19 protein-coding genes are annotated in these 24403 nt (G+C 65.3%); 14 read left to right on the top strand and 5 right to left on the bottom strand.

What is annotated here, in order from left to right:
• The first annotated feature begins 82 nt into the window (after positions 1 to 82).
• The 3 genes from JCQ34_RS15810 to JCQ34_RS15800 all read left to right on the top strand — a co-directional run bounded on the left by JCQ34_RS15810 (position 83) and on the right by JCQ34_RS15800 (position 3574).
• Complete coding sequence (locus tag JCQ34_RS15810) at positions 83 to 1027, top strand: carbohydrate ABC transporter permease (RefSeq protein ID WP_286399013.1); 945 nt, start codon at positions 83 to 85, stop codon at positions 1025 to 1027.
• On the top strand, positions 1017 to 1961 hold the full coding sequence (locus JCQ34_RS15805) for a carbohydrate ABC transporter permease (RefSeq protein ID WP_286399010.1): 945 nt from the start codon (positions 1017 to 1019) through the stop codon (positions 1959 to 1961). The genes JCQ34_RS15810 and JCQ34_RS15805 overlap by 11 nt, the downstream gene beginning before the upstream one ends.
• Before the next feature lie 239 nt (positions 1962 to 2200).
• Entirely contained in the window at positions 2201 to 3574 is a 1374-nt protein-coding gene (locus tag JCQ34_RS15800; RefSeq protein WP_286399009.1) for an ABC transporter substrate-binding protein, read from the top strand.
• A 532-nt stretch (positions 3575 to 4106) separates the two neighbouring features.
• Here JCQ34_RS15800 and JCQ34_RS15795 read toward each other — a convergent pair.
• Both JCQ34_RS15795 and JCQ34_RS15790 read right to left on the bottom strand, forming a co-directional pair.
• On the bottom strand, positions 4107 to 5447 hold the full coding sequence (locus JCQ34_RS15795; RefSeq protein WP_286399007.1) for an HNH endonuclease: 1341 nt from the start codon (positions 5445 to 5447) through the stop codon (positions 4107 to 4109).
• Positions 5448 to 5852: 405 nt separating this feature from the next.
• Positions 5853 to 7868: a beta-galactosidase gene (locus JCQ34_RS15790; RefSeq protein WP_286399005.1), complete on the bottom strand. Its 2016-nt coding sequence runs from the start codon at positions 7866 to 7868 to the stop codon at positions 5853 to 5855.
• 174 nt (positions 7869 to 8042) lie between these two features.
• On the opposite strand from JCQ34_RS15790, the gene JCQ34_RS15785 reads away from it, so the two are divergent.
• From JCQ34_RS15785 to JCQ34_RS15765, 5 genes are read left to right on the top strand one after another with little or no spacing between them, the layout of a single operon-like run.
• The gene (locus tag JCQ34_RS15785) at positions 8043 to 9332 is read left to right on the top strand and encodes an ABC transporter substrate-binding protein (RefSeq protein ID WP_237428902.1); all 1290 of its coding nucleotides are present in this window, start codon (positions 8043 to 8045) and stop codon (positions 9330 to 9332) included.
• A 51-nt stretch (positions 9333 to 9383) separates the two neighbouring features.
• Positions 9384 to 10337 carry a carbohydrate ABC transporter permease gene (locus tag JCQ34_RS15780; RefSeq protein ID WP_236799547.1) on the top strand — a complete coding sequence of 318 codons (954 nt, stop codon included), beginning with the start codon at positions 9384 to 9386 and terminating at the stop codon, positions 10335 to 10337.
• The gene (locus JCQ34_RS15775) at positions 10334 to 11248 is read left to right on the top strand and encodes a carbohydrate ABC transporter permease (protein ID WP_286398997.1); all 915 of its coding nucleotides are present in this window, start codon (positions 10334 to 10336) and stop codon (positions 11246 to 11248) included. The genes JCQ34_RS15780 and JCQ34_RS15775 overlap by 4 nt, the downstream gene beginning before the upstream one ends.
• Before the next feature lie 19 nt (positions 11249 to 11267).
• Positions 11268 to 11912, top strand: coding sequence for a Poxvirus protein I5 (locus JCQ34_RS15770; RefSeq protein WP_286398995.1), 645 nt, complete (start codon positions 11268 to 11270; stop codon positions 11910 to 11912).
• Between the two features lie 2 nt (positions 11913 to 11914).
• Positions 11915 to 13189 (top strand): MFS transporter, encoded by a 1275-nt coding sequence (locus JCQ34_RS15765; RefSeq protein ID WP_286398993.1) that lies wholly within the window; start codon positions 11915 to 11917, stop codon positions 13187 to 13189.
• On the opposite strand, the gene JCQ34_RS15760 is transcribed toward JCQ34_RS15765, so the two are convergent.
• Complete coding sequence (locus JCQ34_RS15760) at positions 13176 to 16445, bottom strand: family 78 glycoside hydrolase catalytic domain (protein ID WP_286398990.1); 3270 nt, start codon at positions 16443 to 16445, stop codon at positions 13176 to 13178. The two genes, JCQ34_RS15765 and JCQ34_RS15760, sit on opposite strands and share 14 nt — an antisense overlap.
• A gap of 47 nt (positions 16446 to 16492) precedes the next feature.
• On the bottom strand, positions 16493 to 17698 hold the full coding sequence (locus tag JCQ34_RS15755; RefSeq protein WP_286398989.1) for a Gfo/Idh/MocA family protein: 1206 nt from the start codon (positions 17696 to 17698) through the stop codon (positions 16493 to 16495).
• 254 nt (positions 17699 to 17952) lie between these two features.
• Here JCQ34_RS15755 and JCQ34_RS15750 point away from each other — a divergent pair, with 254 nt between their 5' ends.
• The 6 genes from JCQ34_RS15750 (at position 17953) to JCQ34_RS15725 (ending at position 23529) form a co-directional block, all read left to right on the top strand.
• Positions 17953 to 18618: a YesL family protein gene (locus JCQ34_RS15750; RefSeq protein ID WP_286398987.1), complete on the top strand. Its 666-nt coding sequence runs from the start codon at positions 17953 to 17955 to the stop codon at positions 18616 to 18618.
• A 122-nt stretch (positions 18619 to 18740) separates the two neighbouring features.
• Positions 18741 to 20273 (top strand): extracellular solute-binding protein, encoded by a 1533-nt coding sequence (locus JCQ34_RS15745; protein ID WP_286398985.1) that lies wholly within the window; start codon positions 18741 to 18743, stop codon positions 20271 to 20273.
• Positions 20274 to 21248 carry an ABC transporter permease gene (locus tag JCQ34_RS15740; protein ID WP_286398982.1) on the top strand — a complete coding sequence of 325 codons (975 nt, stop codon included), beginning with the start codon at positions 20274 to 20276 and terminating at the stop codon, positions 21246 to 21248. It abuts the gene before it with no gap.
• Positions 21248 to 22120, top strand: a complete 873-nt coding sequence (locus tag JCQ34_RS15735; protein WP_142132709.1) for a carbohydrate ABC transporter permease — start codon at positions 21248 to 21250, stop codon at positions 22118 to 22120. The genes JCQ34_RS15740 and JCQ34_RS15735 overlap by 1 nt, the downstream gene beginning before the upstream one ends.
• A 23-nt stretch (positions 22121 to 22143) precedes the next feature.
• Positions 22144 to 22857 (top strand): rhamnogalacturonan acetylesterase, encoded by a 714-nt coding sequence (locus JCQ34_RS15730; RefSeq protein WP_286398978.1) that lies wholly within the window; start codon positions 22144 to 22146, stop codon positions 22855 to 22857.
• A complete protein-coding gene (locus tag JCQ34_RS15725) occupies positions 22858 to 23529 on the top strand; it encodes a DUF1961 family protein (RefSeq protein ID WP_286398975.1) in 672 nt (223 codons plus the stop codon).
• Positions 23530 to 23615: 86 nt separating this feature from the next.
• Here the strand turns inward: JCQ34_RS15725 and JCQ34_RS15720 are convergent, their stop codons facing one another.
• Entirely contained in the window at positions 23616 to 24182 is a 567-nt protein-coding gene (locus tag JCQ34_RS15720; RefSeq protein ID WP_286398973.1) for an ABC transporter substrate-binding protein, read from the bottom strand.
• Positions 24183 to 24403: the final 221 nt, after the last annotated feature.

Raw genomic sequence — 24403 nt, 5'->3', positions numbered from 1 at the left:
GGCGATGAACCAACGTGGAGGCCACGATGACCAAAGGAGACCACATGGCCGCAAAACACATCCCCAGGACGGAGCAGCTTCCGTGAGCGCCATCAGCGAACTCAGCTCCATTACCCGGCGGAAGGGCAAAGTCACCGCCGCCGAGAAGAAGGCCAACAGGCGGGACAACAAGGCCGCCTACATCTTCCTGCTGCCGTGGCTGGTGGGCCTGGTGGCCATCACCATCGGCCCCATGCTGATGTCCCTTTACCTGTCCTTTACGGACTACAACCTGCTCCAGCCGCCGGAATGGACGGGTCTGGACAACTTCACCCGCATGCTCAGCGACGCCCGGCTCCACAACTCCCTCCGCGTCACGTTCACCTACGTCTTCGTGGGTGTTCCGCTGCAGCTTGCCGTGGCGCTGTTGATCGCGCTCGTCCTGGACAAGGGACTTCGTGGCCTTCCGTTCTACCGCTCGGTGTTCTACTTGCCGTCGCTCCTGGGCGGGTCCGTGGCGGTCGCCATCCTGTGGAAGCAGATCTTCGGCACCACCGGCCTGGTCAACCAGGTCCTGGCGATGTTCGGTATCCAGGGCCCGGGCTGGATCTCGGACCCGAGCACAGCCCTGGGATCGATCATCCTGCTGCACGTCTGGACCTTCGGCGCCCCCATGATCATCTTCCTGGCGGGCCTGCGGCAGATCCCCAACATGTACTACGAGGCCGCCAAGGTTGATGGCGCCACCACGCTCCAGCAGTTCTGGCGGATCACCCTGCCGATGCTGAGCCCGATCATTTTCTTCAACCTGGTGCTGCAGATCATCGGTTCCTTCCAGTCGTTCACCCAGGCGTTCATCGTCTCCGGCGGCAACGGCGGGCCTTCGGACTCCACCATGTTCTTCACGCTGTACCTGTACCAAAAGGGCTTCGGCCAGTTCGACATGGGCTACGCCTCAGCCATGGCGTGGGTCCTGCTGCTCATCATCGGTGTCTTCACCGCCATCAACTTCATCGCTTCTAAGTATTGGGTTTTCTATGACGACTAAGCTTGAGACGCTGCCCACCCCGGAGAGGAAGTCCACCGGCGCCGGCAAGCCAAACAACCGCAAGCCCAGGGTCCGCGAGTCCCGGGGAACACTGGCCTTCAGCCGGGCACAGCGAGGCAAGTCGCTGATGAAGCACGGCATCCTCATCCTTGCCGGCGCCCTGATGATCTACCCGCTCCTGTGGATGGTGGTGTCCTCGCTGCGCCCCAACGAGATGATCTTCCGGGAGCCCGGACTGTGGCTGAACAGCCTCGAAATGAGCAACTACACCTCCGGATGGTCGGCCCTGACGCACCCGTTCGGCCACTACATGCTGAACTCGGCAATCGTGGTGATCGGCTCCATCCTGGGAAACCTGGTGTCGTGCTCCATGGCTGCCTATGCCTTCGCCCGGCTCCAGTTCACGGGCAAGCGGCTGTTCTTCGGCATCATGCTGTTGACCATCATGCTGCCGTTCCACGTGGTGATCGTCCCGCAGTACATCCTGTTTTCGCAGATCGGCTGGGTGAACACCTTCTGGCCGCTGCTGGTCCCCAAGCTGCTGGCCACGGACGCGTTCTTCGTGTTCCTCATGGTGCAGTTCATCCGCGGCATCCCGCGCGAACTCGATGAGGCGGCACGTATTGACGGCGCCGGCCATCCGCGCATCTTCCTGCGGGTCATCCTGCCGCTGATGGTCCCGGCGCTGGCCACCACCACCATTTTCACATTCATCTGGACCTGGAACGACTTCTTCGGTGCCCTGATCTACCTCACGGATCCCGATATGTTCACCGTTCCGGTGGCGCTGCGCGCCTTTGTGGACTCGCAGTCGGCAACGAGCTGGGGCTCCCTGTTCGCCATGTCCATCGTGTCCCTGCTGCCGGTCTTCCTGGTCTTCCTCTTCGGCCAGCGATTCCTCATCAAGGGCATCGCCACCACCGGCATCAAGTAACCCGCGCTGCAACTTCACATCCCGAACGGCCCGTCCTTGCGGCGGGCCGTTCGTTTGTCTGCGCCGTCCGAAATCTTTCAGAACTGTTACTCTGAATCTTGTATTACAAGTTTTAGACTTGTAATATCAGAACTAGAAATCGCTTTCGCGCTCTTCCCGGCCGGCCCTGCTGCTGCCGGGCACCAAGTCCCCACTTGGAACACCACCCGCACCTGGATCAAAGAAGATCGGAGTACACCGTGCCGCTTTTTCCCCGTCCTGCAGCTGCTGCAAAGCAGCGCGCAGGGGCACCCACTTCAGGCGCACCGCGCCCCGGCCGCCACGGCCGAACCCATAAAGCCGGCGCCGTTGCGGCCGCAGTCGCCGCCGTCATGGTTCTCAGCGCCTGCGGCGGGGGAGCAGCCCCGCAGAACGCGGACGGCACCGTCGAACTCCGCTTCTCCTGGTGGGGCGGCGACAAGCGGGCCCAGCTCACCCAGGAAGCCATCAAACAGTTCGAAGCCGAGAACCCGAAGATCAAGATTAAGCCGGAGTTCGGCGACTGGAGCGGATACTGGGACAAACTGGCAACCCAGGTTGCGGCAAATGATGCCCCTGACATCATCCAGATGGACGAAAAGTACATCACGGAGTACTCCAGCCGCGGCGCGCTCCTGGACCTCTCCAAGTACGACATCGACACCTCCAAGCTGGATGAGGCTGCACTCAATGCGGGCAAGGGTGAGAAGGGCCTGACGGGCATCGCCGCCGGCATCAACGCTGCCACCATCCTTGCCAACCCGAAGGTCTTCGAAGCCGCCGGGGTCCCGCTTCCCGACGACTCGAAGTGGACCTGGGAGGATTTCGGCCGCATCGCCGCCGAAATCACCGCCAAGTCCCCCAAGGGGACCTACGGTGCGGCCGCCTACGGAACCGACGAGGCCTCCCTGGGCGTGTGGCTCCGGCAGAACGGCAAGTCGCTGTACACATCCGACGGCAAGCTGGGTTTTGAGCCCGGCGACATTGCCGAGTGGTGGGCCTTCCTGAAAAAGCTCAGCCAGGACAAAGCGGTGCCTTCCTCGTCCGAGGTGGTGGAGGCCGAGGCTGCTCCGCTTGACCAGAGCGGACTGGCGACAGGCAAGAACGGCATGGCCTTCTGGTGGTCCAACCAGGCCCCTGCCTTGGAGAAGGCCAGTGGCGGGGACCTGAAGATCCTGCGCTTCCCCACCAAGACGGGCTCCGCCGCCGATGCGGAGCTCTGGTACAAGGCATCGCAGTTCTGGTCGGCCTCCTCGCGCACCAAGCACCCGCAGGAAACCGCCAAGTTCATCAACTTCCTGACCAACAACGTCAAGGCGGGCGAGGCGCTCCTGGCCGACCGTGGAGTCTACCCGAACTCGGATGTCCGGGCAGCCATCCAGTCCAAACTCACCCCCGCCGACGTCAAGGTGGTCAACTTCATCGACCAGATCAAGAATGAGCTCGGTGAGGCCCCCGCGCCGCCGCCGAAGGGCGCCGGTGCCATCCAGGAGATCATTAAGCGCTACACCTCCGAAGTTCTCTTTGAGCGCTTGTCCCCGGAAGATGCAGGGAAGAAGGCAACCGATGAGATGAAATCGGCCATCAGTAAGTAAGTCTTCACACCGCCAACATGGCTCCGGACAGTCTGGAGGGACGCCTCCCAATACAGACGTTCGACGGCGGGTGGCAGATCTGCCCGGAAGGTACCCAATGGTTCCTTCCGGGCAGAGCTGTTTAACCGGGACAGGGCTGCTTAAACGGAAGGCCCGGCGGGGACCCTGCGCGACATCACTGTCCTCGGCCACGAAGCCAACATGCCGGGGATGGACCGTGACCTGTTCGATGTGGGCCCCATTGGCTTGGGCGTCGATAAGGATGTACCCGATCACTTCGCCTGCCGGGTCGGCCGCAACCCGCGCCGTCCCGGCGGCTACATACGCGCTCAGTTGTTTCACAGTGGGCGGCGGGTCATCGGCGACCGCATCCATGCCGAGTGCCCGGAAAAGTTCCCCTGCGGCTGTCTCAATCTCCTGGATGCGCCTTAGGTCTGCTGTCGCTGCCGGTCGAACTACCCGTCCAGTATCTGCCACCCTGCCCTGGCGTCCACAGGCACGCTGGTTGGCTGATCCCATTATCTGTTGGCCGTCAGGTCATGGTGGGCTGGATGACACGACCCAACACCTGGACGGTTGGCCGCCGTGGCACACCCGGTGGCGGTGGGGAAGCGCCGGCAGGCCTTCCCGGCGAGGGAGCGCGGCGGACTTGCCTGCCAACATTCCTCGACGTGATGTTGTCGGTCCGGATGTCCGCTCGCGGTAGTGCACTTCCGGGGAGGGGTGGTGCGGTGGAGTGGTAGGTGTGAGCGGTTGGGGTGGTGGTGGCCACCGTATGCCGTGGGCCGGGGACTGGTTTCGCTGTCCATCCCGGGCTTTCTTTGGTGTGGTTGCAGGCTTCGCACAGGCCCGGGCCGTTGCTCCTGCTGGTGGGTCCGCACTGGTGCCAGGCGAGGATGTGGTCGTGGTGCCTGATGGGGGCGTCGCAGTACGGGGTTCGGCAGGTGTTGTCCCGGACCTGGAGGAAGCGCTTCAAACCTGCGGGGAACAGCCTGGCTTTGGAGTCCATCGCCACCAGCTCATTTGTGCCGGGGGCGGTGTAGAGCCGCCGGATCCAAAGATTCAGGCCTGTCGAGGATTCAGTTGTGAGGGTGAGTTCCCTGGCCCAGGCTGCGGGGATGGTGCCGTAGCCGGGGAGCCGTGCGGGTTCGGCGTCGGTCTGCAGGAGGGTTCGGTCGGTCATGACGAGCTGGATCTCCACCCCGCTGATTCCTCCGGGGGTGCCGGTGACGCGTTCGACGAGGGTGTCGGCCATGACCTGCCCCCGCGACCTCTCATCGCCGCCCGACCGGGCACTGTCCGCGTCCTTGGCCAGGGCGGCGTAGGCGGCGACACCCTGGGATACCGGGAGCAGGGCGGTCAGGTAGGCCATCGTGTCCGGAGCGGGCCGCAAACTCACGCACCGCTCACCCACAGCCCGGGCAGCCCGCTTCGCCACCGAAGCAGGGTTGCGCCGGTACGCCGCGGCACGGGCTGCGGTGATGATGGCCTTGTCTCCCATACCGTCCAGGGCGCCGGCGTCCGCGGCGAGTTCTTCATCCACCCCCGCCCGGTCCTCTCGAGTCAGGCAGATGGTTTCCTTGACCACCAGTGTCACCCGCCACTCATTTAGCAAGCCGGCCCGGAACGCGGCGAAGGTGCGGGGCATCCCGGTCAGGGTTTTGGCCAGGCCCAGCAGCCGGGAGCCCCGGGCCGGGGACTCCCGCCGCGCCAGCGCGATCTGCGCAGCTACCCCGGCGCCCTGCTCCCCGGACGCGACACCGGCGGCGGCCTGCTCCCGCCGCTGCGACAGATCAAAGGCCACAGCAAGCTCGGCCTGGCGGGCACCGGCAAGGGACTTCAAATCCTCAAGGCCCCGGATCTGGTCAATCATTCCGGCACCATCAGCCGGCGCCGCAACACGAGCCAACAGGTCCACGACATCAGCAAAGGAAGGGGCAGCAACTTCCGGAACAGCAGGCGGAGACTGGACCACATCGGCAGCAGACAGCCCCGGAGCCCCCACCTCCGGTCCTGCCGCTGTCCCCAACACCGCTTCCATAACCAAAGTCTTCCAGCACCCTCTGTCAATTCCGACGGCTGGTATCTCCTATGTGGAAAGCTGCCGGAGGAGAGGCGGAAGCCTTCGTAGCAGGAAGGGTGGCAGAGGAAGAACGTTCAGTCCCTACTCGGCACCGTCTGTTTTAGGGCTGACCCCCGCATTAGCAAAACGGCGGCACCCGGAGGGCGCCGCCGTCGTACCTCATAGAGCCTTAGTACTTACCTGAAGCCGAAGTCCTCAGCCTTCGGCAACCACCGCCACGCCGCCAGCGGGAACAGTGCCGGCAAACGGCTCACCCGTCAACAGGTCCGTGCCGGCGGCGGAGACGGAGGCGTCCTCCCGCGCGTGGTTGATGGCGAACAGGAAGCTCTGCCCGTCGGCCGAACGCCGGCGCACTAGCTCCACCCCGGGATCGGCTGCGGCGGCGGGAGAAACCCCGGATTCCGCCAGCAGCTTGTCCAGGAGGGCATCGATGCCGTCGCGGTCCGGGAAGGTGGCCAGGTACCAGGCGGCTCCGGAACCCACGGCCCGGCGGGTCAGGGCGGGGACACCCTCCAGCGGGTACTCGGTGAAGGTTTTCACCGCTTCCGCGCCAGCCAGGTGGACATGTTCGCTCCAGACCGAGGACACGGTACCGTCGCTCAGCTTCAGCTGCGACCCGGCCAGCAGGGGGTGGAACTCCTCCACCCGCACGCCCAGGAGGTCGCGGAAAGCGCCGGGGTAGCCGCCCAGGCGGACGTGGTCCTGCATATCCACGATTCCGCTGAAGTAGCTGACCAGGACAGTTGCGCCGGCCGCTGCCGCGGCAGCGATGTTGGCGGCATGCTCATCGGAGACCGCGTACAGCGTGCACACCAGCACCAGGTCGTACCCGTCCAGCGACGCGGAGGGATGCACCATATCCACCGTGACACCGCGGAGCACCAATGAACGGTGGAAGGCCCGCAGCAGGTCCAGGTACTTCACGTCCACGCTGGGCTTCGAATCGATCTCACTGGCCCACCACGCTTCATAGTCAAAGACAATGGCGGCACGGGACTGGACCCGGGTGCCGCGCACGGGCTCAAGCCGCTTCAGCGCGGCGCCCAGTTCCACCACTTCCCGCCACACGCGCGTGTCCCGTCCGCCGTGCGGCACCATGGCCGAGTGGAACTTCTCCGAGCCTGCAAAGCTCTGCCGCCACTGGAAGAACATGACGGCGTCGGCCCCGCGGGCCACGTGGGCCAGGGAATTGCGCAACATCTCGCCGGGCATCTTGGGCTGGTTGCGCGGCTGCCAGTTCACAGCCGACGTCGAATGTTCCATCAGGATCCATGGGTCACCGCCCGCGATGCCCCGGGTGAGGTCCGCGCTGAAGGCCAGTTCGACGTGCCGTTCAGGATCGGCCGCCACCAGGTAGTGGTCGTTGGCGATGACGTCCAAATCCTTGGCCCAGTCAAAGTAGTCCATGGACTTGGTGGCGCTGGAGGCCATCAGGTTGGTGGTGCACGGGATCTCCGGGGTTACCTCGCGCAGGACGGCCACCAGTTCCCGGTAGTAGTCCATGAGCGCCCAGGAGTTGAATCGCTGGAAGTCCAACTGCTGGCCCGGGTTCAGCGTGGACGGCGCGACGGCGGGCGGCAGGATTTCTTCAAAGGAACCGTAGTTTTGTGACCAAAACGCAGTGCCCCAGGAGGCGTTGAGCGCCCCGATGCTGCCATAGCGGCGTTGCAGCCAGGCGCGGAAGGCTGCGGCGTCCTCCTCGCCGTAGAACTCTGAGACGTGGCAGCCCAGTTCGTTGTCCACGTGCCACAGCGCCAGGGCCGGGTGGTCCTTGTACCGTTCGGCGAGGGCGCGGGTGATGCCGGTGGCGTAGCGGCGGTAAACGGCCGACGACGGCGTGTAGTGCCGCCGTGAGCCCGGTCCCAGCACGGTCCCGTCAGCCGTGACCGGCAGGATTTCCGGATGCTTGCGGACCAGCCAGGCCGGGGGAGCGGCGGTGGCGGTGGCCAGGGCCACCCTAACCCCGATCCCGGCAAGGTTGTCCATGACCTCGTCCAGCCACCCGAAGTCATACTGGCCCTCTGCCGGTTCGAGCAGTGCCCAGGAGAAAATCCCCACGCTGAGGAAATTGACTCCGGCTTCCTGCATGAGCTCGAGGTCTTCCAGCCGGACACTGGCGGGCCACTGCTCGGGGTTGTAGTCACCGCCGAAGGCGATGCCCTGGACGTTGTTCCAAACGCCCGGCTGTCCGGGGGTTGCCTGCCGTGTCATAGGACTCCTTTGTCTGCTGGGAAGATGGAACAGGGCTGATGTCAGACGTTTGGAAAACGCTTGCCCAATCCTGGGAATGTCGCTATTGTATCGTTTCAGAAGCCGTGTAAGCCAGCTCACTACCCGTGTTGTAGACCGAGATTTGGCAAACACCCATTGAGCAAGGAGGCTCCCGTGATCAACAGAAGGCATTTCCTCACAACCGTCGCCATTGGTACCGCATCGGCAGCAGCACTGTCGGCCTGTGGAAACGGATCCGGCTCGTCCGGTCAGACCGGCTCCGCGGACAAGCCCGTCACCATCAACTACACCTGGTGGGGTAACGACGACCGCGCCGAGCGTACCCGCAAGGCCATCGCCTTGTTCGAGTCGAAGAACCCCGACATCAAGGTCAACGGCAACTTCACCGACTTCGCCGGCTACTGGCAGAAGCGGGCCACCGAGGCCGCAGGCGGCGGGCTGCCGGACGTCATGCAGTGGGACCTGTCTTATCTGCGCGACTACGGCCAGCGCAACCAGCTCCTGGACCTCAGCACGGTCAAGATCAACACGGACGCCTTCGAGAAGTCCCTCCTGCCTTCAGGCCAGATCAAGGGCAAGACCTACGGCATCCCCACCAGCACCAACGCCTTCGCCGTCTACTACGACCCCGCCAAGCTTGCCTCCCTGGGCATTGCCGAGCCCACCGGCAAGTGGACCTGGTCCGAATTCCAGTCATTCCTGAAGGAAGTTGGCGACAAGGGCAACGGCACCCTCTATGGGTCCACGGACTTCACCGGCGTGTGGTGGCAGTTCAACATCTGGCTCCGGCAGAAGAACATGCAGGCCTTCAACAGCGACGGGAAGCTGGGTTTCAGCAAGGACGACCTGAAGACCTGGTGGAACCTCAACTCGAAGCTTCGCGGGACCCAGGCCATCGTTCCGGAAGAGAGGGTGACCCAGCTCAAGCCCAAGTCGCCGTTCGGTTCGAACGTCAGTGCTGCCGAGGTTACCTGGGACAACTTCATGGCCGGCTACCTCGGGGACAGCGGCGCAAAGGAACTCAAGCTGGTGCCCGTGCCGTCGGATGACCCCAACAACCTGGGCTTGTTCCTCAAGCCTTCCATGCTGATGGTGGCAAGCGCCAAGACCAAGTTCAAGGATGCTGCCGCGCGCTTCATCGATTTCATGGTCAACGACCCCGAGGTGGGCCAGATCTTCAAGACCTCCCGCGGCGTCCCCGCCTCCAAGACCCAGCGCGACGGTACCACCTTCGACGGCGCCGACAAGCTCGTGGTGGATTATGAGAAGTCCATCGAGCAGTACCTCAAGGATGCCCCGGAGCCGCCAATCGTCGGCTTCGGAACGCTGGAAGCTTCGTTCGGCCGGATCGCCTCCGACCTTAACTACGGCAAGGTCACCGTTGACGGTGCCGTCGACGCGTGGTTCAAGGAAGCCGAAGACGTCATCAAGCAGAACGCCTGATCCGGCTGCCATGCCCTCCCGCCCTGGTTCCACGACTTACGGAATGATCTCGTGACTTCAAGCCCAACCCTGAGCAGGCGTTCGGCGTCGTCCGCTCCCGTGCAGCTTCGCAAGTCGAAGCGCAACGGGGTGGACGCCCGTGCCGGCTACACGTTCCTGCTGCCCTGGCTGCTGGGATTCATTGCCCTGACGGTGGGGCCGATGATCTCCTCGCTGTACCTGTCCTTCACCAACTACAACCTGTTTGAGGCGCCCAAGTGGATCGGCCTGGACAACTACACCACCCTCTTCCAGGACGAACGGTTCCTGCAGTCCGTGGGCGTGACCTTGTCCTACGTGGTCTTCGGCACCCCGCTGAAGCTCGCCGCCGCGCTGGCGGTGGCCATGCTGCTGAACAGCAAGCGCCGCGGCCAGGGCTTCTACCGGTCGGCGTTCTATGCTCCGTCGCTGATTGGTGCGTCCGTGTCCATCGCGATCGTCTGGAAGGCGATGTTCGGCGATTCCGGTCCGGTGGACCAGGGCCTGTCCTTCTTCGGGATCAACCTGGGCGGCTGGGTGGGCAACCCCGCCATGACCATGCCGATGTTCATCCTGCTGACGGTGTGGCAGTTCGGCGCCCCGATGGTGATCTTCCTGGCCGGGCTCAAGCAGATCCCCGGCGAGCTCTACGAAGCAGCGTCCATGGACGGCGCCGGCCCGGTGCGGAAGTTCTTCAACATCACCTGGCCCATGCTCTCCCCGGTGATCTTCTTCAACCTGCTGATGGAAACCATCCACGCGTTCCAGGTTTTCGCGTCGGCCTACATCATCTCCAACGGCGACGGCGGCCCCGCCGGATCCACCCTCTTCTACACCCTCTACCTGTACCTGCGCGGCTTCAGCGACTTCCGGATGGGCTACGCCTCGGCCATGGCCTGGCTGCTGGTGGTCGTGGTCGGCATCATCACGCTGATCTTCTTCCGCACGTCCAAGTCCTGGGTCCACTACAGCGGTGATTCACGATGACAACCATGGCAACCCCCACCCAGTCCACCCCGGACACTGCCCCTGCCTACAACCCCAAGTCCGAGTCCGCCGGGGCCAAGCGGGCCAAGAGCGTGGTCTTCCATGCCGCGGCGCTGGTCCTCACGGCTATCGTGCTGTACCCCGGCCTGTGGATGATCGCCTCGTCGTTCAAGCCCAACTCCGAAATCGGCGGGCAGAACACGTCACTGTGGTCGAACAACTTCAGCTTCGACAACTTCGTCACGGCCATGGACGGCATCGGCGGCGTATCCACCCTGCAGTTCTTCACCAACTCCCTGATCCTGGCCCTGGGCGCGGTGGTGGGAACCATCCTGTCCGCGTCTGTGTCGGCGTACGCGTTCGCCAGGATCAACTTCCCCGGCCGCAGCCTGTTCTTCGGGATGATGATCGCCACCCTGCTGCTGCCCTTCCACGTGGTGATCATTCCGCAGTACATCGTGTTCCAGCAGCTGGGCCTGGTGGATACGTACGTGCCGCTGCTGATCGGCAAATTCCTGGCCGCGGACGCGTTCTTCGTCTTCCTCATGGTCCAGTTCATGCGCGGCCTGCCCACGGAGCTGGATGAGGCGGCCCGGATCGACGGCGCCGGGCACGCCCGGATCTTCTTCTCCATCATGCTGCCGCTGATGAAGCCGGCCCTGATCTCCACCTCGATCTTTTCCTTCATCTGGAGCTGGAACGATTTCCTGGGCCCGCTGCTGTACCTGAACACCCCGGACAAGTACCCGCTGCCGCTGGCCCTGCGGCTCTTCGTGGACCAGACCCAGTCCTCGGACTACGGCGCCATGATCGCCATGTCTGTCCTGGCCCTGCTCCCCGTGCTGATCTTCTTCCTGATCTTCCAGCGGTACATCGTCGAAGGCGTCTCCACCCAGGGCCTCAAGGGCTAGAGAAGAAGCGAGTCAGAAAATGAGTGTCATGGACAGCACCACACCCGCATCCGGCCAAGAACCCATTCCGGTGAACCGGTTCGCCCTGTTCTCCGAAACCCTCCTGGCAGGGGTACTGGTGCTGGTGCTGTCCCTCCCGCTCGTCACCATCCCGGCCGCCTATGCGGCCGGGACCGCCCACCTCGAACGGCACCTGAACGGCCGGGATGATTCCGTCCGCGGCCTGTGGGGGCTGTTCAAGGCTGCCCTGCCCGGCAGCTGGAAACTTGGAATCACGACGGCGGCAGCCGCCGTCGTGATTGTCCTCAACCTTTTGCTCGCATGGGTGGGGCAGCTCCCGGGCCGCGGCTTGGTCCTTCCTGCCACGCTCATCCTCGCCGCCGGCGCCGCCATCGTCCTGCTCCGCACAACCTCCGCATGGTCAGACTTCGCAGGATCCGACTCCGCAGGATCCGCAACCGGCAAAGGCACCTGGCGCCAGGCCCTCGAAGCCGGTCAGGCAGCCGCCCTCCGTGACTGGACCGGCTCGCTGCTGCTCGCCGCTGCCCTGTTCTGCGCCGTGGTGTTCGTCTGGATGCTCGCAGCCCTCTTCGTCGTCGTCCCCGGAACCCTCATCATGGCCGCCGCCGCAGTGAAGCTGCGCTCCAGCCGTCCCCGACGCTGACCGTGCCGTCCCGACGCACCCGTCCCGCACAGGCAGCACTCGAACGAATCAGCCGGCCCCGCTGGTACCACCCCCTAAAACACCACAACTACCGGCTCTTCCTGGCCATGCAGCTGGCCGGCAGCCTTGGCGTGTGGATGCAGCGCCTGGCCCAGGACTGGCTGGTGCTGCAGCTGACTGGCAGCCCTGCAGCGGTGGGGGCCGCCGTCGCCCTCCAGTTCCTGCCCATGCTGGTGGTGGGTCCGCTTGCCGGACTGGTGGTGGACTTCTTTCCCAAGCGCCGGATCATGATGGTGTGCCAGGCCGTCATCGTGCTGCTGGGCATGGGGCTTGCCGCCTGGGCTGCGAGCGGCACTCTTACTGTCTGGGTTGTCTATGCCAGTTGCGTGGCCCTGGGCGTCACTGCCGCGGTGGACCAGCCCACGCGGCAGGTCTTCGTCAACGAGGTGGTGGGCGACGCCGCACTGCGTCCCGCCATCGGCCTCAACAACGCGCTGTCCCAGCTCGGCGCCATGGCCGGACCGGCGCTCAGCGGTGTGCTCATCGCACAGGCGGGACCGGCAGCGGCCTTCGCCTCGAACGCGGTGATTGGCCTGGTGGTGCTGGGCCTGATTGCCGCCGTCCGACTCCACGAGCTGCACCCCAGTGTGCCGGCAGAGAGGGGACGCGGCCAGGTGCTCGCCGGATTCCGGTACGTCCGCGAACGGCCACGGCTGTTGCTGCTCATCCTGTTGGCGGGCCTGCTGGGCGCGTTCGGCATGAACGGCCCCGTGGTCCTGGCAGCCTTTGCCGAGCGCGTGTGGCACAACGGCGTTGAGGGCTTCGGCCTGTTCAACACCGTCAGCGCGGTTGGTGCCTTGGCGGGTGCACTCCTGGCGGCCCGGCTGGGAAACATGGGCCGCAAAGGCATCGTGGCAGCGGCCGGCCTCTTCGGGCTGTCCCAGCTGGTGGCCGCGCTGATGCCCAGCCTGGTGCTGTTCGTGGCCATGCTGGTGGTGGTGGGCATGATGACGCTGCTGTTCCTCACCAGCGCGGCCACCGCGGTCCAGCTCGAAGCCGGTCCAGCCATCCGCGGCCGGGTCATGGCCCTGTACCTGCCGCTCCTGCTGGGCGGCCACGCGTGCGGCGGACTCCTGGCCGGCTGGCTGACCGAGCAGTTTGGTGTCCGGACCGGGCTGGTGGCCACCGGCGCCCTGAGCATGCTCTCCGCGGCCGTCATGGGACTGCTGCTGTGGCGGCACGGCCGGCGCCACCGGCAGGCTCCTACGCCGGACTGAAAGTCCAGGTTCCGGTGTGCACCCGGAAGTCCCGGGTGGTGCCCGCTTGGTGGCCGTCCTCCCCAGCGGAAACCACGACGGCGGCATCCGTACCCTGGTTGCGAAAGGTCCCGGGCCCGTTCAACCCGTAGGTGCCGGCGGGCATCCGGACAGTGGCGGTGGCCCCCGGCGGAATGGTGCATTCCAGCTCCATCCGCCCGCCAGCCCGCCGCCAGTTCGCATGCACGTACCCAGTGCCCACCGACACGCTGCCGCGAGCGTGCTCCAGCCGGCACAGTGGCGGTTCGATCAGCACCTCGTTGCCGCCCGGCGTGCTATAGCGGATGCCCAGCAGGTGCTCGAGGATTTCCTTGACGACGGAGGCGGACCAGGCGTGGGACTGGCTGTAGTCGGTGCCGTCCTCAAGGTCCCATGCTTCCCAGGTGAAGGTGGCGCCGCGGTCCAGGAGCCGCGCCCAGCCGGGCTGGTCCTTGCTGGTGAGGAGATCCAGTACGGCGTCCGTCCGGCCGCGGGCCAGCAGCGCCCGGACCAGCCGGTGCACGGTCATGGGTCCCTGCCGCATGCCCATTCCTGCGAGCCGGGCGGCATCAGCGGCTGCGTACTCCGGGCCGGTGATGCCGAGGGACAACGGGAAGGAGGTGGCATGCTGCGAGGCGTGGGAGCTTGCCGTACCGTCTGCATGGAGCCCGTCCACCATCACCCCGTCCACGCGGAAATGCGTCCGGATGGCCTCCGCCAAGGTACGGGCAGCGGTGAGATAGTGGACGGCCGCAGGCTCGTCGCCCGCCGCGCCGCAGAGTCGGGCGGTGGAAACCAGGGCGGAGTAGGCCTGGGCGTTGACGGTGGTCTTGGCGGCGCACTCCATGTCGTAGCCGAACCGGCCGGGCGCCGGCCAGTCCACGATGCCGTGCAGGTAGGGACCGGAGCCGCCGCCCAGCGTGGTGACCAGTCCCGCCGTCGGACCTTCTGTGGGAACGTGGCGCAGGGCGTAGTCAGCCGTGTCCCGCAGGTGCGGCAGCAGTTCCCGCACCATGGCCAGGTCCCCGGTACGCAGGTGGTACTCCTCGGCCCATTCCGGCAGCATCAGGGAAAAGTCGGGGATGTCGCGCTTGCCGTCGCCGTTGGGATAGACGGCGTTGTAACGCCCCTTTTCGCTGTTGGAGGTCCAGTACCGGCTTGCTGACCACGCGAACTCGCGCAGCGCCTGCGCCGTGAAGGCGTGCTCACCGAAGAGCGCCATGGTGGCATAGGAGATGTTGGCGGCATCGGCCAGGAACTGGCCCTTTTCCCGGGTGGGGGTGTCCACGAATTGCTCCTGCACCCCGTACAGGGCGGAGTCGCGGAGCAGCCCGAAGACCGCGTCCAGAACCGGATCCGAGCTGCTGAAGCTGCCCTCGCCCGGATGGGAGCCATGGACGGTGAGGGCGCCCACCCGGGACACATCCGCGGCTTCGATGCCGGGCAGTTCCAGGTAGCGGAAACCCAGGTGCACCGAGGCGCGGTACTGCTGCGGCCCGGCCGCCTGCGTGTAGGGGAAGGACATGTCCGTGTTCTGGCTGACCGTCTTCCCGGCGTCCACCCTGCCGCCGGGCCGGAGGGCGTAGCCGGCGCGGAGCATCACTGTGCGGCCGGGGACGCCGTCCAGGAAATCCACCTCCGGGCGGCCGGGAAGAACCTGGCCGAAGTCCGCCACCATCGTGCCGTCGTCGGCGGTCAAGAACTGCCGCGGTGCCACGAACTCGCCGGCAAGGAACGTCCGGCGGGGGTGCACCCGGGGAAAGTCCGACGACGGGTGGCGGCCGGTGACCACAGCGGCAGGCAGGTCATCGGCCACGTCCAGCGACGATGCGGCCTGCCCATCCAGGTGCTCGACCGGATCACCCTCATCGTTGCGGTAGCCGGACTGGCGGTACGGCGCCTCGCCGGCGGACCAGCCTGGGCCGGAGGTGAGAACGTCGCGGCGCCCGTCGTCGTAGTCCACGGTGAGCCGGACCAGCAGGCCCGGGATGCCCGCTGCCCGGCCCTGGCCCGGGCCGTACCAGTGCAGCAGGGCCGTGACCGGCACTGCTGAGCCGGCCGGCTGTCCCGCGAGGATCTCCGTGATGTCGGCGGCATCGTAATAGCCCTCGCCCGGGTAGCCGAACGAGGTGGTGTTCAAGCAGGGCGTTCCAGCCACGGAGAGCTGGGCGTGGTGGTGTGCCGCGACGTAGAGCCGCGCCCGCCGCACCGTCCCGGACAGCTGGAGGGCAGCACGGAACAGGGTCCACTCATCGGGCTGCCGGTGCACGGTGTTTCGGGACCACTGCGCCAGGCAGGCACGACCATGGTCATCGTTGGTGTCGAAGCGGTGGTCAAACACGAGGGTTTCGGGCCGCCCGGGAGTGGTGTCGGTAAGCCGCAGTTCTGCGTACTCAGCCTGGCTCCGCGGGCCCTGGTGCAAAGCAAGGACCCCGGCCTCATCCACAGCGGCGGGCTCGTCAACCGCCAGCAGTTCGAACCCGTCCAGGGCAACCCTGATGGTCCGGCCGTCATCTGTGACCGTGAGGTTCCGCCATGACGCGGGGGCCTGCTCCGGGTCCTGGACGCGTGCCGGTGCTGCACTCGCCAGTATTTCGGTTTCCGGCACCGCGGGGGAAGGGATTTCCCATCCCCGCGCGCGGCGGAGCACCACTTCACCGGTGGTGCCTATTTCCAGCAGCAGGCCGGTTCCGGCGCCGATGCTGCGCAGGAGCAGCCCGGCCCGGCCCATCACGGGGCGGAGCCTCGCTTCAAGCCGGACGCTGCGACGTGCAGGGGAGGGAAGGGGCAGGAATGGCGACGCAGCCACGCGGAGCGCCTGGTTCAGGATTTCCAGCGGCCCCCGTCCACCCGGGGCGCGGCGCATCCAGTCGGCCTGCCAGGAGTCGTCACCAAGCCCGGTACTGAACGGCTGCAGCGCTGACCAGGGCCCCGGCATTCCGGATGCGTCCAGAATGCGCACGCGCCACGCGTAGTCCGTGTCGTCCTCGAGTTGGGGTCCGCCGTAGGGAACATGCCGCTGAAAAGCGCCGGCCACCTGTCCGGAGCCCCACAACACGCCGCCGTGGACGGCGCGGACCTCAAGCTCATGGCCCGTCTGCCGCGCCAGGGCGGGATCGGAGTCCTCGTCCTGCCCCAGCTGCCAGCCGAACACGGGGGACGGGGCGGCGGTCAGGCAGTAGGCAAGACCGTCCGTCACGAGGTTGACGGCGTAGAGCTGCCCCGGGTTCCGCGGCAAGGTTGGATTCCCGATCGCCGCCTCCTGCAGTCCCGCCTGGTCCACCATCAGCAGGCCTGGAGGTCAAACACGGCGGGAGCGGCTGCAGCCCAGGGCAGGCCCAGTTCGCTGAAGGTGGCATGCTCCCGGCCTGCTTGCTCCAGGGCTTCCTCGATGCCTGCCACCACCGCGTGCGCCGCGTCCCCCTCACCCTCCCAACGGACGTAAGCGGGATCGATGGGGGCGGGGAGCGGCGCTGTCCGGACTGCTTCCAGCACCAGCATGAAGGCGCCGCTGTCCTCAAGGCTGCTGATGAGCGGGACACCCCGGGCGCGGTGGGCCAGGAGGTTCTCCGTCAGGTCATCCCGGCCATACTCTTCCTCGTTGCGGGCCGCCGCTGTTAGAACCGTGAGCCGGTCCTCGGTGTAGTGGAAAACCGCCGTTCCAGCAGATCCCTGGAGGGTCACGTATGGCTCAACGGACTCCGAGGCGCAGATGGTCAGGGCGCAGGTGATGGGCAGGCCTGCCGCTGTTTGGATCCGGATCACGGAGGTGTCGTCCGATTCGATGTCGTTGGCGCGGTACAGCTCGGTTTCTACGGAAGCGACGTCGGCAGTGGTGCGCGCCCCGGCAATCCGGAGGGCGGTTGCCACCGCGTGGGCCAGGGGATTGGTGGCCACGCCGTCCACCACGTCCATACCGTTGATGCTGCGTTTCCCTGCCCAGCGGGAGCGCTTGTAGTAGGCCCTGTCCCGAACCCAGCGGCCGGTGGCGGAAATGCCCTCAAGGGTGCCAATGGTTCCGGCGGCCAGCAAGTCCTCGATGGCCTTTAGGGCGTGTGATCCGAGGCTCTGGAAGCCGATCTGGACTCCTCGGCCCGACGCGGCAGCGGCTTCGCGCAGCCGCTTGAAGTCCGCCAGGGAGGCGACGGGCGGCTTCTCCAGGTACAGTTCCGCGTCCGTGGCCAGGGCGGCCAGGGCCAGCGGGGCGTGGGTTTGGATGGGCGTGGCAACGATGACCAGGTCCAGGTCCGGGGTCGCCTTGAGGAGGTCATCGAGCCCCGCGTAAACAGCGGCCGACGGCGGCAGTGCGCCTGGTGCCGGGGGCTGCGGATCGGCAACAGCAACGAGGTCCACCTTGCCCGCCGTCTGCAGGCGGTCCAGGTTCCGGAGGTGGTGGGTGCCAAAGCCGTGCACCCCCACCAACGCAACCCGCCCCGCCGTCGTAAACGATGTTCCGGCGGCGCTGCCGGCGGCCTCCGTTGCCGTTTCCATGGTTCTCCGTTCTGGCCTGCGGCGCCATCAAGGGCGCCAGCATGTGAGGCGCCCGCATTAGCGCAGCAAGCGCTTTCCGCCTTTCAGTGTGCGGCATGCAGGCTCTTCGAGTCCAGCTATGTAACGATTCAATTTATTGCTTGACCGTGGAGTGGCAGCGGGTTTACATTTTCGAGAAACCGATTAACAGCGTGATGCGGGACACGTTCCGCTTTCGCCTCTGCGACGATGGAGAAACAGAAGGGAGCCGTGCCATGCTGTCCGGAACCTTCAGCGCGCGTGCCTACTCGTTTTTTGACACGCTCGTATGGATTGCCTGCCTGAACCTGCTCTGGATCGCTTTCACCCTGCTGGGCCTCGGTGTTCTCGGCGCAGGTCCCGCCACCGCGGCAGCCCAGATTGTGGTGCGGAGGCGGGCCGGTGGCGACGCTGTGCCGCTGCTCCGAAGCTTTGCCTCCGGATACTTCCGGAATTTTGGCCGGGCGAACGCGCTCTCGCTTCCGATCATGGCCGTGGTGGCTGCGCTGGTCCTGAACTGGAACTACTTCTCAGGCGGCCGCGGGCTCTTTCCGCAGTTCATGGCGGTGGGCCTGGTTGTCGCGGCGGTCTTCCTGGCCGGGGCCATCTGCTTTGTGTTCCCCATGTATGCCAGGTATGAGCTGCCGTTGCCGCAGTATCTGCTGATGTCGTCCCGGTTCGCCGTGCGGCACCTTGCGGGCACCGTCATCCTGCTGTTCGTCTCCGCGGCCGTCGTGTATGCCAGCAGCGTGATTCCGGGGCTGATCCCGTTTTTCAGCATCGGAGCCTGGCTGTACCTGACCGGGTGGCTGTGCGACCGTTTCTTCACCGCCAACGACCAGGCCGTAGCTGCGGTGGAACCTGCCGGGCATGCCGTCCTGCAGGGCGCCTCCACCGCCTGACGGTGGTTTTCACCTGATAGCCCGCCCATCGTCTCCGGGTCTGCCAGGGCGTTCAAATGAAACGTATCAAAAGGTGGGCCCGAGTGCCCGAATCAACCCCAAAGAAGTGGAAAAGGAAAATAATGATCCGTAGGAAACTATCCCTCGCCGCCGCCGTCGTCACCGCGACCGCCCTGACCCTCACGGCATGCAGCGGCGGCGGTGACGCCCCGGCCGCCGACCTCACCTCGGTCTCCATCATGGCCCCGTTCCTCGAAGCGCAGCCGCCCGCCGCGGACGGCGCAGTCCAGAAGAAGCTCGAGGAGCTCACCGGCAAGCAGGTCAAGATCAACTGGGCACCCAACGCCTCCTACGAGGACAAGACCAACATCACGCTGGCGGGATCGGACATCCCGCAGGTAATGGTGATCCAGGGAAAGACTCCGGGCTTCGTCAAGAACGCCCAAGCCGGTGCGTTCTGGGACCTCACTGACAAGCTGGATAAGTATCCGAACCTCAAGACCACCTTCCCTGACATCCAGAAGAACGCCAGCGTCAACGGCAAGGTCTACGGCGTGTTCCGCGGCCGCGCCCCCATGCGCACAGCCGTCATGTTCCGGCAGGACTGGCTGGACAAGCTGGGCCTGCAGCCGCCCAAGACCGTTGAGGACCTGTACAAAGTGGCCAAGGCCTTCACTGAGCAGGATCCGGACGGCAACGGCCAAAATGACACCTATGGCATCACCATCCCCAAGTGGGGTGCGCTGGGCACCAACAGCCCGTACGACGTGATCGAGGAGTGGTACGGCGCAGGGAACCGCTGGACGGAGCGGGACGGGAAACTCGTGCCCAGCTTCGAGACCGACGAATTCCTCGAAGCCGACCGGTTCATCAAGAAAATGGTGGACGAAAAGCTCATCAACCCTGACTTCGCCACCTTTGACAGCACCAAATGGAACGAGCCGTTCTTCAACGGCAAGGGCGGCATCATCGTTGACGTCGATTCCCGGGTGAGCGTGCTGATCAACCTCTTCAAGCAGGCAGACCCCAACAACTTCCAGAACAAGGTGGGCTTCGTGGGCAACCTCGAAGGGCCCGACGGCAAGCTGCACGCCCATCCCACCGACGGCTACTCCGGTTTCCTTGCCGTGCCCAAGGCCAGCGTCAAGACCGAGGCCGAACTGGACAAGGTCCTGCAGTTCCTGAACACCATGAACGGCAAGGACGTGGCCGTCCTGCTGAACAACGGCATCGAGGGCGTGAACTTCAAGGTGGAGGACGGGAAGGCGGCAACGATCAAGCCGGAAACCCCGGAGGGCAAGGCCGTCACCACTGACATCAAGAGCTATGCCCAGCTGGGCATGAACGTTGCGGGAAACACCTTCTACCCGGTCAAGCAGCCTACCGACTACGAACAGCAGGTCTTCGACAAGCGCACCGATGTCATGGCTGAGGACCTCAAGAGCGCCGTCTACAACCCGGCCGCGCCTTACGTTTCCGCAACCTACGTGGCCAAGGGCGCCCAGTTGGACAACATCGTGGCCGACGCGCGGATCAAGTACCTTGCCGGACAGATCGATGAGCAGGGCCTCAAGGACGCCATCAAGCTGTGGGACACCAGCGGCGGCAACAAGGTCAAGGAAGAGATCAACAAGCTCTGGCAGGACAACAAGTAAATGGCAGCCCCTGTCATTGACACCCTCGCCGGGGAGCGGGCGGGCAAGACCGCGCCCGCTCCCCGGAAAGGGGGCAGGTTCTCCGTCCATTTCGCGCACTACAAGTGGCTGTACCTGCTGCTGCTGCCCGGCGTGGTGTACTTCGCGGTGTTCCGCTACGCCCCCATGTACGGGGTATCCATCGCCTTCAAGGACTACGTCCCCTTCCTGGGCGTTAACGGCAGCCCCTGGGTGGGGTTCCGGAACTTCGAGGACTTTTTCGCCAACCCGGACTTTCCCCGGCTGCTGGGCAACACCCTGATCCTGGCCTTCCTGAACTTGGGGGTGGCCTTCCCGCTGACCATCATCCTGGCGCTGCTGCTGAACGAGGTCCGGCTGTCCATCCTCAAGCGCACGGTCCAGACCCTGGTGTACATCCCGCACTTCCTGTCGTGGACCATCGTGGCCTCGCTGAGCTTCCTGCTGTTCGCCCTGGACATCGGGCCGCTGTTCCAGTTCATGAACAACGCCATGGGCACCAACATCGACTTCCTGAGCGACCCGGCCTGGTTCCGGCCCCTGATCGTGCTTCAGGAAATCTGGAAGAACACCGGCTGGGGCACCATTATCTTCCTGGCCGCCCTCGCCACCGTGGACCAGGACCAGTACGAGGCAGCCATCATTGACGGCGCCGGCCGCTTCCGCCGGGTCTGGCACATCACCCTGCCCGCGATCCGCTCCACCATCATCGTGATGCTGATCCTGGCCATCGGGCAGATGCTCAACACCGGCTTCGAACAGATCTACCTGATGACCAACGCCCTCAACCGCGAAGTGGCGGACGTCTTTGACACCTACGTCTACTTCGTGGGCATCACCCAGGGCGCCTACAGCTACTCCACCGCGGTGGGCCTGTTCAAATCCCTGGTGGGCATCGTGCTGATCTTCGGCACCAACTGGCTGGCCAAGCGATTCAACCAGAGCGGACTGTTCTAATGAAGATCCACAACACCCGCGGCGGCCGGATCTTTGACGCCGCCAACTACGTTTTCCTGTCCCTGATCGGCATCATCACCCTGCTGCCGTTCGTCTATGTCTTCGCCGGCTCCTTCGCCACCGAAGCGGAGATCACCCGCCGGGCGTTCTTCGTCTGGCCCGAGCAGTTCACCCTGGGTTCCTACGAGTACATCTTCGCCACCCCGGCGTTTGTCCGCGCCCTGGTGACCACCATCCTGGTGACGGCAGTGGGCACCCTGGTCCAGCTGGCCTTCACCGTGACCATGGCGTACCCCTTGGCCAAGAAAACACTGCGCGGCAGGAACGTGATCCTGTCCCTGGTGGTCTTCGCCATGGTCTTCTCCGGCGGCATGATCCCCACGTTCCTGCTGGTCAAGGACTTGGGCCTGCTCAACTCCTACTGGGCCCTGATCCTGCCGGCGGCGATCAACCCGTTCAGCCTGATCATCATCAAGAACTTCTTCCAGGAACTCCCGGCTGAGCTTGAGGAGTCGGCCAAGATGGACGGCGCCACCGAAATCGGGATCCTCTGGCGGATCCTGCTGCCGCTGTCCAAGCCGGTCCTGGCAACCTTCGCCCTGTTCTATGCGGTGGGCATCTGGAATGACTTCATGTCGCCCCTGCTGTACCTGAGCGACAACTCCAAGTGGACCCTGCAGATGTACCTGCGCCAGGTCACAGCCGCGTCAGACCTGCTGGGCACCGGCAACGTGGATCCCAACTACATCCCGCCGGAACAGGGCATTAAGTTCGCCGTGATCGTGGTGGCCACCCTGCCCATCCTCATTTTCTATCCGTTCCTGCAGAAGCACTTCGCCAAGGGCATGCTCATCGGCTCCGTCAAGGGCTGAGCCCAGGCAGAAGAAAGGACACCATGAAGATCCTGCTGGCCGGCGACTCCACCGTGGCCAACTGTCCCACGCACGAGTTCCCCATGAGTGGCTGGGGTGCCCGGCTGGCCCCGCTTACCTATGCATGGGGCGCGGTGTATAACTTCGCCAAGGGTGGGGCGAGCACCGAATCCTTCCGCGCCGAGGGGCTGTGGACGGACCTGCTCGCCGAGGCAGGCGCCGGCGACCTGGTGCTCATCCAGTTCGGCCACAACGACCAGAAGAAGCAGCATCTGGCGGCCCGCACCGGGTACGCGGCAAACTTGCGCACCATGGTGGCCGAGGTGCGTGCCCTGGGCGCCGCTCCGGTGCTCTGCACACCGGTGGAGCGCCGGCACTTCCTGGACGCGCCGTCGTCGGACGCTGCCCTTGAGGAAAGCCTGGAGGACTATCCGGAGGTGGTCCGCGAGCTCGGCCTGGAGCTGGGCGTCCCCGTCATGGACCTGAACGCCTGGACCCGGGACCTGTATCGGCGGCTGGGACGCGACGGGTCGCGCGGGTTGTTTTGCCATTTCGGGCCCGGTGAGCACGCGCACTGGCCGGACGGCCTGGCTGACGATACCCACTTTTCGCAGCAGGGAGCAGCGCTGGTGGCGGGGGAGGTGGCCGGGCAGCTTGGCGGGCTGGGGTACGGGGTGGCCGGCACAGGCGAGCCGGCCAATGCCAGGGAGTTAAGCCCGACGGCGGGACGCAGCTAGGTGGGCACGGCAGGCCTGGAGACGGGGGTCCTTTACCGCAATCCGCTGGCCGGGCCGGACGACGTTGCGGAGTGGGTGGCGGAGGGGCCGCTAAGCCTTGGCAGCCACGACGGTGCGCTGGAACTGTCGGGGAGCCTGGACGACCAGGAGTTCGGCGACCATGCGCACTGGACGTTCTGGTGCCCGGAGGAATTTCCGGACGGTATCCGCATCAGCTGGGAGTTCCTGCCGCTCGCGGAACCCGGCCTGGCCATGCTGTTCTTTGCCGCTGCCGGCCACCGGGGGCTGGACCTGTTCAGCCAGGCCCTCGCGCCCAGGACCGGCTACTACCCGCAGTACCACTCGGGCGACATCGACGCCCTGCACGTTTCCTATTTCCGGCACAAGTACCAGTCCGAGCGGGCTTTCCGGACCTGCAACCTGCGCAAGAGCGCAGGGTTCGAACTGGTGGCCCAAGGTGCGGACCCGCTGCCGCCCGCGGAAGATGCCGTGGACTTCTATCGGCTGGAGGTACTCAAGGACGGCCCGCTGGCGGCCTTTTCCATCAACGGGCTGCCGCTCTTTGAGTGGCGTGATTCGTCGGACACAGTGCTTGGCGGGGGCCGGATCGGCTTTCGGCAGATGGCGCCGCTCCGGGCTGCCTACCGAAACCTGGTGGTGGAGAAGCTCTAAGCGGTGCGCATATGCACAGCAAAGCGGGCGGCCCTTTTCGGGGCCGCCCGCTTTGCTGGCGTTGCAGGTTATTGACGCGCCGGGAACTAGAGGCCCAGGATGCGGTTGAGCAGGTTGGCCAGGCCGTTCAGGCCGGTCCCGCCGTCCAGGAGCCCGGTGACGGCGCAAAGGAGGTTGCCCACCAGGTTGCCCGCTCCGGTCTGGGATGTGATGTCCAGGACCACCTGGTTGAGGTCCACGTTGAGTCCCAGGAGATCCAGGTGCAGCGGGCCGAGGACCAGGTTAAGGACGTCGCAGCTGCCGCCGGTGGCCAAGGCGGCCGCGGTGGAGGGTGCGGCCGCAGCGGTGGTGGTTACCGTCTGGGTGACCGGGGTGGCCACGCCGTTGAGGTCCGTGAAGGTACCCAGCACCAGGCCGGTGACGTTCAGCTGGCCGTTCTGGGCGCTGAAGCTGGACGGCGTGAACGAGCCAACGAAGGTGCCAACGCCGTCAATGGTCTGGTTGATGGTTCCCGTTACGTTGGCAACCTGTGATGACTGGGAAGCGGCAGAAGGAGCCGCTGGTGCCGCTGCCGTGGCCGGACCCGCCATGCCAAAGAGCATGGCGCCGGAGAGGGCAATGGCGGTGACTGAAGCTGAGACCCTTGTTCGCATTTTCGGTAAATCCTTTCAGCGCCGGGTTGCGGCGCAATGAACCCCCCGAGGCTCCGCCCCCATGGAGAACCCCGGCGGAACTGGCTATTTCAAATGCACTTGTTTCAGATGCAGCCCTCGCGGGCCGCGACACGCAGCTCCGGATGGTGATCCAGGCCACGGGCACGTCGACCAACCTATTAGTAAGCATGCTGATTAGTCAAGCCGGCAGCAGGCTGCCG

The organism is Pseudarthrobacter defluvii, from assembly GCF_030323865.1.
GTDB classification, from domain to species: Bacteria; Actinomycetota; Actinomycetes; order Actinomycetales; family Micrococcaceae; genus Arthrobacter; species Arthrobacter sedimenti.
Note: the sequence above shows the minus strand (reverse complement) of the source record. Positions and strands in the feature narration are given on the sequence as shown.

Excerpts from the sequence above, each read along its gene's own strand:
- JCQ34_RS15805 (WP_286399010.1), top strand. The coding sequence starts at position 1,017 with ATGACGACTAAGCTTGAGACGCTGCCCACCCCGGAGAGGAAGTCCACC.
- JCQ34_RS15745 (WP_286398985.1), top strand. The coding sequence starts at position 18,741 with ATGATCCGTAGGAAACTATCCCTCGCCGCCGCCGTCGTCACCGCGACC.
- JCQ34_RS15735 (WP_142132709.1), top strand. The coding sequence starts at position 21,248 with ATGAAGATCCACAACACCCGCGGCGGCCGGATCTTTGACGCCGCCAAC.
- JCQ34_RS15795 (WP_286399007.1), bottom strand. The coding sequence starts at position 5,447 with ATGATTGACCAGATCCGGGGCCTTGAGGATTTGAAGTCCCTTGCCGGT.
- JCQ34_RS15755 (WP_286398989.1), bottom strand. The coding sequence starts at position 17,698 with ATGGAAACGGCAACGGAGGCCGCCGGCAGCGCCGCCGGAACATCGTTT.
- JCQ34_RS15730 (WP_286398978.1), top strand. The coding sequence starts at position 22,144 with ATGAAGATCCTGCTGGCCGGCGACTCCACCGTGGCCAACTGTCCCACG.
- JCQ34_RS15740 (WP_286398982.1), top strand. The coding sequence starts at position 20,274 with ATGGCAGCCCCTGTCATTGACACCCTCGCCGGGGAGCGGGCGGGCAAG.
- JCQ34_RS15790 (WP_286399005.1), bottom strand. The coding sequence starts at position 7,868 with ATGACACGGCAGGCAACCCCCGGACAGCCGGGCGTTTGGAACAACGTC.
- JCQ34_RS15770 (WP_286398995.1), top strand. The coding sequence starts at position 11,268 with ATGAGTGTCATGGACAGCACCACACCCGCATCCGGCCAAGAACCCATT.
- JCQ34_RS15775 (WP_286398997.1), top strand. The coding sequence starts at position 10,334 with ATGACAACCATGGCAACCCCCACCCAGTCCACCCCGGACACTGCCCCT.
- JCQ34_RS15720 (WP_286398973.1), bottom strand. The coding sequence starts at position 24,182 with ATGCGAACAAGGGTCTCAGCTTCAGTCACCGCCATTGCCCTCTCCGGC.
- JCQ34_RS15750 (WP_286398987.1), top strand. The coding sequence starts at position 17,953 with ATGCTGTCCGGAACCTTCAGCGCGCGTGCCTACTCGTTTTTTGACACG.